The sequence below is a fragment of the Changchengzhania lutea genome, from assembly GCF_006974145.1.
GTDB lineage: Bacteria > Bacteroidota > Bacteroidia > Flavobacteriales > Flavobacteriaceae > Changchengzhania > Changchengzhania lutea.
In genome coordinates, this window is record NZ_CP039456.1 from 428,214 (window position 1) to 440,612 (window position 12,399).

Here is a 12,399-nt window from a genome sequence, read left to right on the forward strand (position 1 = left end):
TTTTTGTCTTTTTTTCTGTTAAACCTGAGTTCAACTCATAAATTTTTAACTGAACTCATCTTTACTTTTTGTGTTTAACCGAAAATGAGATAAAATTTGTCCAGATTAGACACTTTTTGAAAGGCATAGCATCGCTACGGATAAAAAAAGTAACGAAATATGGGCAGGTTTCGGACATTTTTTAGGAAATAGAAAAAGTCAAGATGAGTTCACTATCAATTAGTTATTAAAATCCTGCAAGGTTTGTTTTGCAATTCTAATACCTACAAGGTCAAAATAAGACCTTGCAGGATATGAAAAGAATTATTTGTTGTTGAAATACAAATTGTTAATTTTTTTGAATATGAATTGAACTCAGGTTCTAAAGTCAATTTAAAAAAACCTGCTCAAGCGTTTTATCTCTTTATCATATACTTGATACAGATATGTTTAACATATTTCGACTAAACTTGAAAATTAGTTTACAAATTTATTATTGATCATTCAGCATATTTAAAAAATGATGAAATGTTTTTTTTGTAATGCTCCAATCTGGTGGTTTAATATCTCCCCAAGCTTTAGGCGTATCTGACATGTTAAAATAATTGACTCCCAAAACTTGAGTATTTTTATTCAACACTTTAGCAGCATCTTCTAGCCATTTTGTTTGATAATCCTCAGGCCCTTTCACACCAAACTCGGTTATAAAAAGTGGTTTATCTATAAATTTTAGGCGTTTGGACTTGAGATTAAAAATAGTTGAAAATGATAATTGTTTATTGGGATCTGTAATATTTTTATCTGGTAAGCCATAAATAGCCATACTCATAATGTCAACCACATCATTCCCGGGATACCATTCAATAGAGCCCCTATCTCCAGCCGGTCCCCACACCCGCTTTATATTTGCCGGAAATGCCCCCTTAAACATCATAAAATAGCGGTAGGACTTTATATATGTAATCGGATCTTGACTCTGCCAAGGATAACGTGTAATTGGGATTTCCATTTCATGGGCATATCTTAAATACACTTTCCGTTCTGTATTTAGGATTATTGCATATAGTTTTTCGATCTCACTATCGTACATACCTTCGGTTACGTGTTGAAGGACATTTAAATCATCATCTTTTCCTGGAATTCGAAAGGGCTCAAATGTGACTATGACATCATGATTTCGTTTTATTACTTTATCAAAATCAAGTTGAAAACTTCCATTGTTCAAACTAGAAAAATCAACAAAGAGATGCTCAACAGAAACAGCTAATTCATTATTAAGTAAATTTTGTGGGTCGTATAACCCTATCTCTAATTTACTCTCAATTGTATCTTTCTTGATAATTCGCGGTCTCTTAAAATTATCGGAAGAATAGATTACTTTCCTCTCTTTTTCAATGTGCTTGCTTATGGAGGCCACTAGATTGGCATCAATAGAATCATTGAAGTTGTTATTTGAGCCAAAAACAAAGATTGGTTTATCTAAGAATCTGAGTCTATGAAGCCTTCTTATCAAATCATATTTAATAGAACGGTGTTTAGGATAAGCATCCAATTTTTCTTCAGAATCATTTTTCAATATAACCGAGGCCGCATCTACACTCTTATCGCCAGGGTAATATTCCAAAACACCAGGATACCCAGAGGGCCCCCATAGGTATTTCACTTGAGGAGCATATTTTTGGCATAACGATACTAAATATTCGGAGGCCTTAATGTACTCACTTACATAACCTTGCCAAGGATAGCGTTTGTAGGGTACTTCTATTTCTGGGTTTAGCCTAAAATATACATTCGGACGCTTATTAACTATGGTCGTGCATAATGTTTTAATAACCTCATCATATTTACCTGAATACAAGTCTGCCATTTGATTTTTTCTATATGCCAAAAACATATTGGAACCCCAAGTTTCTATAGTTATAATTAGAGGAATAGTATCATTACTAAATTTCTTCACCTCAACCTTGTCAAAAATAATTCCATTTGGTTGTGCCAATTTGAGATTATAGTGGTAATACAAATCAATTAATCGATTTTTATCCAGATCTTTAAATGAAAATACGGCTAAAACTGGAGATGATTCTGTTTTTTCGAATTTATTGCTGAATCGAATTGTGAGTAAGTCTTTTACAAGACTTTTATGCCTTATTACAAACGGTAAGGTTATAATTGTAACAATCACAATAATTATTATAACTACTTTCTTATATGAAAACGGTTTTTGAATCATAAGTCATTTCACATTGGGTTCTTATCCAATAATTTTTGTTTTACAAATTTATCTTGATATTGAATCCATGACGCGATACGTATTCTAGCTTTATTTATTTCGGCTTTTGAAATTTTTTCAAACAAGTTATTCTTTTCATATGGATCTGTTTTTAAATCAAAAACCTCGATAGATTTGGTTGTTTCATTAAAAATGTATTTGATATCGTTCTTTCTATATCCAAACAAATGATCTGACCATGGTGCAAAGAAAAATGCTTCATTAGACTCCGTTAAAGTTAAATCTCTACCTTGCCATTCTGCAGGAATATCTAGACCTAGAATGGATAGGGTTGTAGAACTCACATCTTTAATAGACGCTATATCGCTGCGCCTTTCTCCTTTAAAAATCTCTGGGTTTATATAATACAATGGAATTCTTACATTCTCCTCATGAATAGAACTGGCATGTCCATAAAAATCATGTTGCCCAAAAGCCTCTCCATGGTCGCCGACTACAACCACTAATGTTGATTCATATAAATTTTTGTCTTTCAGAATTTGTAAAATATCACCGACAAGTTTGTCATTATATTTTATAATATTTAAGTACCGATTTAATTCTATATGATTCACGCCAAAATTTTCTTCTTTATGTGAGAAAAAATATGGATAATGACCTTGAGCAGTCCATATCATCGAGAAAAAATTTTCTGATTTATTTTCATCAAGAAATACTTTGAAACGCTTTGAAAGGCAGGCGTCATCAATAGCGTCACCATCGTTGTAAGAATCTTGCTTAAATTGTTGATTGCAACTTATGGTAGAAAAGTCTTCTATGATATCAAAACCCCTAAAATTCAAATACTCAATACCACTTAGCCAATTAAAATTAGCTGAGGAAAAAAAGGACGTATGATACCCATTATTTTTTAATATTAAGGGTAAGGATGCATGATTAAAATCTGGTTTTTCTTCTGTTATACTTTTGTAAGAAACATATGGATAAATTGACCCTAACAGGGACACCATAGACTTATTTGTAGCTGGAGCATGTGCATAAGCATTATTAAAAATCAATGCTTCTTTAGCGTAACTACTAATATTAGGTGTAATATTATATTTCCCACCATAATCGTCAAAGTAATTAGATCCTGTTGATTCTAGTACTACGTATAGTACATTTTTAATATGATGATTTTTATATTTATTTTCATCAATTCCTATAGTGTCACTAAGGTTTGGAATAAACATTTTATTCTCTTCTGAAAGTTCCATCGTGAAAAATGATGTATTCTGATTGTTTGAAACTAAGGAAGTAGACATCGCTATAATTGCATTATCAGTTTTTCCTCTATTAGTAAAGTTATCCATTGTTAAAGTATTTACTAATAACAAGCCCGTAGCTAGAATTGTTATTGCAATAGCTATATATTTTAAGTAGCGATGCTTTTTAATGATAATAGAAGCATATTGTAAAATCCTAGATAACACCAATACAGATAAGCCCAAAACTATAAAGTTAAAAACTAATTTTAAAGATGAATTTTCTTGCATAAGAGTTACGGCATATTCACTTCCTAAAACATCGGAATAATAGAACCATTCGTAATTAAAAGGTCGCCCTAAGTATCTAACAGTGGTTATATTGGTAAAAGCTATAATAGTTGAAAGCACTATTAAAATAACAAAAATGATATACAGCCATTTTCTTATTATTTTTTTCTTCGCTAATAATGAAATTAATCCTGTAAACACTACAGTTATAATTGTAATGTATAATAAATCACTTAAACTAGCTTTAAACAGTTTTACAAAATTGTATGGGTTAATTAATAACGATTTAGGATTTAATCTAATAATTTCGGTACGCGCAATAACGTGGATTAAGTAAGCGCTCAATCCAATTATTAAAGTTTTATGCACTAACGGAACTTGATTAGTATCCTTAAACCAAAATACTACAACTACATAAATGATTAATAAGATAGCAAGTAATCCTAAAAAAAATAACCACCCATTTTGGACTATTATGGACTCTTTATTGTTAATAGTTTTAATATAATTAGCTACTACACGAACTGGTGTTTCATCTAAAAAAGTCAGGACTTCTCCACTTCTCCAATCCCAGATATCTTGATAAGTTCCAGATTTATTTTTAGTAATCCAAAAGCCGTAATTTACATGCGCCCCTTCGGGCATCATTATAGACACTTTAAATGTATTTTCGCTACCTAATGCCATCGTGCTTATAAGTCTACCGTCTGATAACTCTGTTTTTTCATTCCAAGAAAGTATTTCAGTATTTGAAAAATTTTCGGAATACCATATAAAATTGACAGCGCCTGATTTGGAAGCATGATAAATAATTTGCTTTGTAACCAACTTCGTTTGTGGTAAAGTGTCTGAATTGGATGGTGTTTTTTGTATAACCGAAAATGCGCTAGTAGGAGTCCCTGGAATTTTATTAGCAAAAGCAAAATTACAGCTACCAAGAATTATTAGTATGCCATAAAAATAAGAGCGTATTTTTTTAAATTGTAGCAATCGACTTCATTTAAAATTGATTCATATAGACGAATCTAATCTATTTCCTAAATAAATCAAAATCAAGACGATGAACGAAGATTTTTCTCCTCAATCCATCGGCTCATAAATTTAGTACTTTGCATACTTTGATGCTGTAACATCTGACCTATAAAATTATTTAAACGATTTTCAGTTAACTGTTTAATTCCATTTTCCTGAGCTTTTGTAAATATCTGTTGAAATTGCTTTTGTGAAAATCGATTATTCACTACTTGAAAACCATTTGATTGAGAGGCTTCCCAAACATCCGCATCTTCATATAATTTAATCGCATGATTAGCAAATTCTAATGGATTATCTTCAATAAATCCATTCGCCTCCATCTCTCCAAACATGCCTTCTGCACCAATACGCGTAGTGACGCACGGTGTGCCATTTTTCATGGCATCAATCAACTTTCCCTTTAAACCTGCTCCGAATCTTATGGGTGCTAAACATACTTTCGCCATTTGCATGACAGCATTAACATCTTCAGTAAATCCTTTTATTAAAAACCCTTCTTTGTTGTTATGAAGTTGACTCACTTTTTGTGTGGCATATGCACCATAAATATGCAACTTAGCTTGGGGTGTTTTTTTTCTGATTAATGGCCAAATGGTTTCTTTTAAATATAGAACCGCATTATAATTGGGCTCGTGCAAAAAGTTCCCTATGGTTATAAAATGTTCTCGATTTTCAAATTTTGGAAGTATCTTGATATCGTTTTTAGAAATAGAATCGATCATAAATGGTAAATAAAGCAATAGTGATTCATCCACTTTAAAATGATGCTGTAAAATTTCCATTTCGGCTTCAGAAATTATTAAACTTAAGTCACTTCGATAAATACTGGCAATTTCACGCTTTGCGGTATCACTAAACAAATACGAATTATCAAATGGCTTACCATCCTTAAAAGCTTGCTGCCTCCCTTTTCGTAATCCATGCAAATCTTCAGTATCTAAAATGCGTAAGGCCTTTGGGCAATGTTCCGCAACCCGCCATCCAAATTGTTCTTCCATCATAAACCGATCGAACACGACAACATCTGGATTTAGCACTTTTATAAAATCATCAAAGCTTGAATCATTGAGCGCAATCGACTCTTGATTTACGTTTTCACTTTCTAAATCAAAAGCATTTTGCGTTTTAGCACAAGGGCTTGCAAAGGTTATTTTATAATTTTGGGATTGAAAGACAGCAATCAACTGCATCATCCTGCTACCCGCAGCAGAACTTTTTGGCTCCGGCCATACAAAACCTATGATTAAAAGTGTTTTTGTCACTATTTTGATTTAATTTTATGATGATGATTATGCGATTCTCCCTATTACCGAAATGACTCGAAACCGAAACCGAAACTGCAAACTGAGACTGCCCACTGAATACTGCAAACTGAGACTAATACTGAAGAACTTCCTACTCAGGAACTGGCTCCAAACTATACTTCAATCTTACCATGTTTGCCCAATCCACCATCGATTTTATCTGCGCTTCACTTAGCTTCGCCTCAGAGTGCGTCCATGTATATGAATTTAAAGGCATATCTTTATGCTTAACCATATCGATAAGTTCTTCTAATTTATGATCTTTACGTTTTATGGAATTCCCTTCCCAATTAGACATGTTAAAATGCTTTTTTCCATCCTTCACATGATGTGCTAACCAATAATTTACAGGCGTTATATGGTTATACCATGGATAACGTGTGACATCACTATGGCAATCGTAGCAACTTTCTTTTAAAATAATTTGAATATCCTCTGGTGGATTGGTTTCTGCAAGAAATGCATTAATAGATTGCAAATCGCCCTCATTCCTTTCTGGTCTAAAAAATTGGGCAATTATAAACACTACAACGAGAAACCAAAACCCTTTTTTTATTATCTTCATCATGTCGTGAAACGTTTTCTGTGATAAAAATAATCAAATATTAAATGACAACAGAGGAATTCTATAAAGAGTTAAGCTACGTTGATGCCTCTCGCGCCAATAGACTAAAATATGCCCAATTGGTATTAGATGACATGAGTTTATTCCCTAAACTCATAGACATTCTATGCAGGGTAAATGATAAAGTTTCCTGTCGTGCAGCTTGGGTGCTTGAATATGTGTGTGCCGAATATATTTATGCCATAGTCCCCTATTTAGAACGTTTTACTGACAATCTTAAAACCATTCATTTAGATTCTGCTATTAGACCCGTTGCAAAAATTTGTGAAATGATAGCCAAGGCATATTTCTCTAAAAATTTCAGTGTGATAAAAAAACTACTAAAACCTCTACATAAAGAGCGTATTATTGAAGCTTGTTTTGATTGGTTGATCAATGATGGGAAAGTGGCACCAAAAGCATATGCAATGGAAACCTTGTACCTTTTCGGGTTAGACTATACATGGATTCATCCTGAATTAAAAATGATATTAGAACAAGGTTTTCAGAAGCAAAGCGCTGGTTTTAAAGCACGAGCCAAACGCACACTCAAAAAAATCAATAAGAAGTTAAAATCTTAAAGTTGCATAACTGTTTGTAATTCTGAATCAGAAATTAATAAAAGTTTACTTTTTACCAAACGTGCCGTTAGCGTTTTCCAGTTTTTATCTTCTTCAAAAATAGATTTTAATAGCGTGTGCGCTTTATTAAACTCTTTGTTATTCAATAAGTTTATACCGTACCAATATTTCATTTCTAAATTATCAGGAAATAACTTTTGGGCATTTAAATACAAGGTTTCTGCCTTTTTAGAATTGCCCGCTTCCATGGCCAAATCACCGCGATTCATAAAATCATAAGCTTTATGGATTTTTATTAGACGTTCTAATTCAGCAATTGGGTTGTCATTATCTTCAACGCGTAAATCCATAATAATATCTTCCCACGAATTTCCAGTGGCTTCACCTTTAACAATCAAAATGGCAGCCGATTGCTTTCCGCGAATATCTCCTTTTTCAGCCTCTGCAGCTTTTAATGCCTCCAAAATACGTTCACTAAGTGTTCCTTCTGTGGTTTCAAATGCATTTGCCATAGCATCCCAAACCGTATTATTGAGCATCATATTGGCTTGTACTGAAAAATATTTTCCTTGACGGTGTCCCGCTTCCTCAATACAAGAACTACCGGTGTGCGTCGCAACCTCACCTTTATTATTTAAAAAAGCCACTTGCCTATACATTTCTCCCTCATCATTAGCTAACAAAGCAGATAAGGCTTGATTAGGTGACAACCCCTCTGCCATTAAAGCCAGTCCCTTTGGTCCGTAAGCCGGATTAACAAAAGATTGTGTTGCTACAACGCCAACACCAGCCTTACCGTAAGTAACAACGCTACCCACACTAAACCAATGGCTTTGAACCGCGACACCCATATCACCAGTAATAGAATCTTTTGCTACAATAGAATACGTATGCGCAAATGGCTCTGAATTTTTATAAACCTGTGAAAAAAGAATTTGAAAACCAACTAGAGATAAAAATAGAAATGTATTTTTCATTTATGAATTTTAATCTCAAATATAATAAATTTAGATTTCAATTAAGCTTGTATAATAACACAATAACTTCGGTCTTCTAACTTTCTTTCCTATCTTTGAGACTTCAAAAACTCACAACTCATGTCATTATCATCGCTTAATGCTATATCTCCAATTGATGGTCGCTATAGAAACAAAGTCAACGAATTAGCAGCATTTTTTTCTGAAGAGGCACTTATTAAATACCGTGTACTTATAGAAATAGAGTATTTTATTGCGTTGTGTGAAATTCCTTTACCTCAGCTTGATGGCGTAGATAACAATAAATTTAAAGATTTAAGAGCCATTTATTCTAACTTTTCTACGGAAGATGCCTTAGTTATAAAAAAAATAGAAGCCGTCACCAATCATGATGTTAAGGCGGTAGAATATTTTATTAAAGAAAAATTTGATGCCTTAGGCTTGGCACCTTATAAAGAGTTTATCCATTTCGGATTAACCTCCCAAGATATTAATAATACAGCCATACCGTTAAGCATAAAGGAAGCTATTAACGAGGTTTATGTGCCTGAATATTTAAAGGTTCTCAATACACTTAAATCGTTGGCGAATGATTGGGCAGATATTTCGATGTTAGCCAGAACACATGGGCAACCGGCATCTCCTACCCGATTGGGAAAAGAAATAAACGTATTTGTGGTTCGCCTTGAAGAACAATTTAATTTATTGAATGATATCCCGAGTGCAGCAAAATTTGGTGGCGCAACTGGTAATTTCAATGCGCATCATGTGGCATATCCCGATGTGGATTGGAAAGTATTTGGTGGTCATTTTGTACAGGAAAAACTAGGACTACAACACTCGTTCCCGACTACTCAAATAGAACATTACGATCATTTAGCAGCTCTTTTTGATAGTTTAAAACGTATTAACACGATATTGATTGATTTAGACCGTGATATATGGACTTACGTTTCTATGGATTATTTTAAACAAAGAATTAAGGCCGGCGAAGTTGGTAGTTCGGCCATGCCACATAAAGTCAATCCGATTGATTTTGAAAATAGCGAAGGTAACTTAGGGATGGCAAATGCTGTTTTTGAGCATTTATCTGCCAAATTGCCTATTTCTAGATTACAACGCGATTTGACCGACAGTACTGTTTTAAGAAATGTTGGCGTGCCACTAGCACACACGATTATTGGTTTTAAAGCTACTATAAAAGGATTGGGGAAATTACTTTTAAATGAACCTAAGTTTGCTGCAGACTTGGAGAATAATTGGGCTGTGGTTGCCGAGGCCATTCAAACGATATTGCGAAGAGAAGCTTATCCTAATCCATACGAAGCTTTAAAAGGCTTAACGAGAACCAACGAAAAGATAAACCAGAATTCTATTGCAAACTTTATTGACACCCTAGAAGTTAGCAACACAATAAAAGAAGAATTGAAACGTATTACTCCAAGTAACTATACAGGTATATAAAATTTATGTTAAGCAATAAACAATCTCTAACACTATGCGGGCTAATGGCTATAGGTATTTTTGTTTGCGGAATTTTGGATATTCTGGATAATTTTATTGTATTAACGCTACTTACTATTGTATTTCTCATCATCCTTTTAAACTTACTGTATACAAAATATAAAATGAATGAAAATCATTCAGATATTAAAAATCCTGCTAACAAAAGTTAGCAGGATTTTTAATATCCAATTTTTTATATCTCTTCTTTTATTTGAAGAAATCCACGACACCCTCAAGTTGAGAGGTATCAAAATCTGCAGTCTGTAAAGCACTCACTAAAGTGGCCATTTTTTCAGGACTCATATCATCTCCTAGCACGCGCACAATAGCAAAACCTAATTCTTTTGAGCTTCCAAAAACGATGACCTCATCCGCTTCATCATCATCCCCAATATATTTAACGATGACTTTATTGCCTTTGTCGCTAAACTCCATTAAATCATTGTACTTGTCATCTTTTAAGATGGCTTTTACCTTTGATAATTCCGCATTAAAGGTTTCCGCATTAGTACTGTCTGACTTGTAACCTAGAAAATTTAGTCGGCTTACAGAATTGTAAGCTTCTTTCTGTTCTTCGGTAAATTGAGACTGGTCTAATTTTACCATAGATAATGGAATGTCCTGTGAAATAAAATTACCCGACTCCTGATTGTCTACAAAATAAGTTTGCAAACTTTCACCGCTATTGCAGCTTTCTAAAGTGAAAGCTGCAATTAGGGTTAATAGTAAATATTTGATTGTTCGTTGCATGGTTGATGATGTTATATTATATTTTTTTCTTCTCTAAATGCTTCCCACCTGGAATGTTCATTTTATCTGTAAGCTTAGAGATTTCGTTTAAATCGATGTCTCCTGTAAGTGATACGACTACCGTTTCAATATGTCTTTGTTCGCCGTTAATTTCAACACCATTGCCTTTCATAGCTTTATCGATACCGCTTACAAAGATTAAAAGTTCTTTTACGTGGTCTGCATCTTTGCCTTCCTTAACATAAAACTTAACTTCTGTTCCATCGTCCTTTACTTCCATTAATTCTTCTAATGAACTAGAACGTGATTTTACCCATTTGGTAATGTCTGCTGAAATAGTTTTGTTATCCGTAACAATAGTTCTAAAACTGGTGATGCTTTTCACCATGTCCATATAAGCTCGTGCTTCTGCATCTTCAATATCCATACCCATTTTGGCTATCATTTGAAACATTTTAGGTTTAATAGATACATACGTGACATCTGAGTTATCGCTATATTTTTCAAATATATTGCTCTGTGCCATTCCAGTTATTGGTAACAACATTATTACCATTACTAACACGATCATTTTGTTTTTCATTGTATTTAATTTATTTAAAGTTTTCATTGTTATTAGTTTTTAAAAATTATACTTGTTGCATTTTCAATTTCGTTAAGATACCCCAATGTAGAGGCACCTTTACTAACTTCATTAAGATAGCCAATGGTATTGGCACCTTTATTAAAGCTTTTGGAAATCATTTCTAAAGATTTTGACACTTCGTTAAAAGCTATTTCCGGGTCATTAATAGTACCTAAATTGTCACTAGTATTTATGGCTCCAAAATAGACACCCAACATAATTACTGCAATTGCTGCAACGGATAACCATTTGTAATTGAATTTACTTCTAGTTTTTAATGGCACCGCTTTAGTGTATTGCTCTTGTTGGCTTACTACAAAGTATTCGAACATGGGTTTGTACATTTCTAAGTGAGGCGCTACGGTTTCGTTTACAAAATAGTGTTTTAACCGTTGCTCTTCCTTTAATGAGGTTTCTCCGTTCTCGTACTTCTCAAGTAATTTTTCTATATCATTTAATACCATAATTATGTGTATTAGTTAATTTTTCTCTTATTGTTTTTCTTGCTCTAGATAAGGTTACGCGTACTGCTGTATTGTTCATATCAAGCATTTTGGCAATCTCATCGTAATCGTAATCTTCTATATCCCTTAATTGAATAACCAAGCGTTGTTGCTCTGGTAAATCTCCAATTATTTTTGACACCCAACTTACACTGTCCTTTTGTTCAATCTGTGTTTGTAAGGGTGTGTTTTTTTCTTCATAATTACTATGGACGATTTTTAAATTTTGTGCTTGTTTAGATTTTAATTTATCAAAACAAAAATTCTTTGTCATGGTCATAGAAAAAGCTTCAACATTTTTATAGCCTTGAATCTTTTTTTTATTATTCCACAATTTCAATAATATCTCCTGCGTGGCATCTTCCGCTTCTTCCGTAGATATGAGCAATCGTTTGGCTAAACGAAAGACCTTATCTTTAAAAGGCATTACAATATTTAAAAACTCTGTCTGAGTCATCTTTAATTGGTTTGGTTGCTAAAAAATAGTTAGTTAGGCTATTTGATATTACGACGAACGATAAACTGTTTTGTTACATCTGATTAAAAAAACAATTCGAAATTAAAAAAAGTATGCTTCGCAAATTACACAACATAACTAGAAATACTTGTATTAATAGAACTCTTCAGACACTTAGTTTTTCTTGATTAAAAATAAGTAAGTAAATTTACAGTTTAATAGTATAGAAATATCTAAATTGTTTCGTTTAAGAAAAATACATATGAAACGAGCATGCTAAAAGCATTATCACCCAATGGAATGATTAATAGCG

11 protein-coding genes are annotated in these 12,399 nt (G+C 33.1%); 2 read left to right on the forward strand and 9 right to left on the reverse strand.

The annotated features are described in order from the left end of the window. Positions 1–472: 472 nt before the first annotated feature. From FAF07_RS02045 to FAF07_RS02060, 4 genes are all read right to left on the reverse strand, one after another. Positions 473–2,161: a glycoside hydrolase family 26 protein gene (locus FAF07_RS02045; RefSeq protein ID WP_142783537.1), complete on the reverse strand. Its 1,689-nt coding sequence runs from the start codon at positions 2,159–2,161 to the stop codon at positions 473–475. Positions 2,162–2,217: 56 nt separating this feature from the next. Then, the gene (locus FAF07_RS02050) at positions 2,218–4,734 is read right to left on the reverse strand and encodes a sulfatase (RefSeq protein WP_142783538.1); all 2,517 of its coding nucleotides are present in this window, start codon (positions 4,732–4,734) and stop codon (positions 2,218–2,220) included. A gap of 62 nt (positions 4,735–4,796) precedes the next feature. Continuing rightward, positions 4,797–6,041 (reverse strand): glycosyltransferase family 4 protein, encoded by a 1,245-nt coding sequence (locus FAF07_RS02055; RefSeq protein ID WP_142783539.1) that lies wholly within the window; start codon positions 6,039–6,041, stop codon positions 4,797–4,799. A 133-nt stretch (positions 6,042–6,174) separates the two neighbouring features. Further along, positions 6,175–6,648 (reverse strand): heme-binding domain-containing protein, encoded by a 474-nt coding sequence (locus FAF07_RS02060; RefSeq protein WP_142786515.1) that lies wholly within the window; start codon positions 6,646–6,648, stop codon positions 6,175–6,177. A gap of 44 nt (positions 6,649–6,692) precedes the next feature. On the opposite strand from FAF07_RS02060, the gene FAF07_RS02065 reads away from it, so the two are divergent. After that, positions 6,693–7,268: an adenylosuccinate lyase gene (locus FAF07_RS02065; protein ID WP_142783540.1), complete on the forward strand. Its 576-nt coding sequence runs from the start codon at positions 6,693–6,695 to the stop codon at positions 7,266–7,268. Here FAF07_RS02065 and FAF07_RS02070 read toward each other — a convergent pair. After that, positions 7,265–8,245 carry a DUF1028 domain-containing protein gene (locus FAF07_RS02070; RefSeq protein ID WP_142783541.1) on the reverse strand — a complete coding sequence of 327 codons (981 nt, stop codon included), beginning with the start codon at positions 8,243–8,245 and terminating at the stop codon, positions 7,265–7,267. The genes FAF07_RS02065 and FAF07_RS02070 overlap by 4 nt on opposite strands. Positions 8,246–8,365: 120 nt before the next feature. Between FAF07_RS02070 and purB the strand changes: the two genes are divergently transcribed. Further along, a complete protein-coding gene (gene purB / locus FAF07_RS02075; RefSeq protein WP_142783542.1) occupies positions 8,366–9,709 on the forward strand; it encodes an adenylosuccinate lyase in 1,344 nt (447 codons plus the stop codon). A gap of 249 nt (positions 9,710–9,958) precedes the next feature. On the opposite strand, the gene FAF07_RS02080 is transcribed toward purB, so the two are convergent. From FAF07_RS02080 to FAF07_RS02095, 4 genes are read right to left on the reverse strand one after another with little or no spacing between them, the layout of a single operon-like run. Further along, positions 9,959–10,501: a DUF4252 domain-containing protein gene (locus FAF07_RS02080; protein WP_142783543.1), complete on the reverse strand. Its 543-nt coding sequence runs from the start codon at positions 10,499–10,501 to the stop codon at positions 9,959–9,961. 16 nt (positions 10,502–10,517) lie between these two features. Beyond that, complete coding sequence (locus tag FAF07_RS02085) at positions 10,518–11,111, reverse strand: DUF4252 domain-containing protein (RefSeq protein ID WP_246067750.1); 594 nt, start codon at positions 11,109–11,111, stop codon at positions 10,518–10,520. Positions 11,112–11,116: 5 nt separating this feature from the next. After that, positions 11,117–11,590 carry a hypothetical protein gene (locus FAF07_RS02090; protein ID WP_142783544.1) on the reverse strand — a complete coding sequence of 158 codons (474 nt, stop codon included), beginning with the start codon at positions 11,588–11,590 and terminating at the stop codon, positions 11,117–11,119. Next, the gene (locus FAF07_RS02095) at positions 11,577–12,086 is read right to left on the reverse strand and encodes an RNA polymerase sigma factor (RefSeq protein WP_142783545.1); all 510 of its coding nucleotides are present in this window, start codon (positions 12,084–12,086) and stop codon (positions 11,577–11,579) included. The genes FAF07_RS02090 and FAF07_RS02095 overlap by 14 nt, the downstream gene beginning before the upstream one ends. Positions 12,087–12,399: the final 313 nt, after the last annotated feature.

Bases quoted from the DNA above. Each gene is read 5' to 3' on its own strand.
- FAF07_RS02060 (WP_142786515.1), bottom strand. From the start codon at position 6,648: ATGAAGATAATAAAAAAAGGGTTTTGGTTTCTCGTTGTAGTGTTTATA.
- FAF07_RS02065 (WP_142783540.1), top strand. From the start codon at position 6,693: ATGACAACAGAGGAATTCTATAAAGAGTTAAGCTACGTTGATGCCTCT.
- FAF07_RS02070 (WP_142783541.1), bottom strand. From the start codon at position 8,245: ATGAAAAATACATTTCTATTTTTATCTCTAGTTGGTTTTCAAATTCTT.
- purB (WP_142783542.1), top strand. From the start codon at position 8,366: ATGTCATTATCATCGCTTAATGCTATATCTCCAATTGATGGTCGCTAT.
- FAF07_RS02080 (WP_142783543.1), bottom strand. From the start codon at position 10,501: ATGCAACGAACAATCAAATATTTACTATTAACCCTAATTGCAGCTTTC.
- FAF07_RS02085 (WP_246067750.1), bottom strand. From the start codon at position 11,111: ATGAAAACTTTAAATAAATTAAATACAATGAAAAACAAAATGATCGTG.
- FAF07_RS02090 (WP_142783544.1), bottom strand. From the start codon at position 11,590: ATGGTATTAAATGATATAGAAAAATTACTTGAGAAGTACGAGAACGGA.
- FAF07_RS02095 (WP_142783545.1), bottom strand. From the start codon at position 12,086: ATGACTCAGACAGAGTTTTTAAATATTGTAATGCCTTTTAAAGATAAG.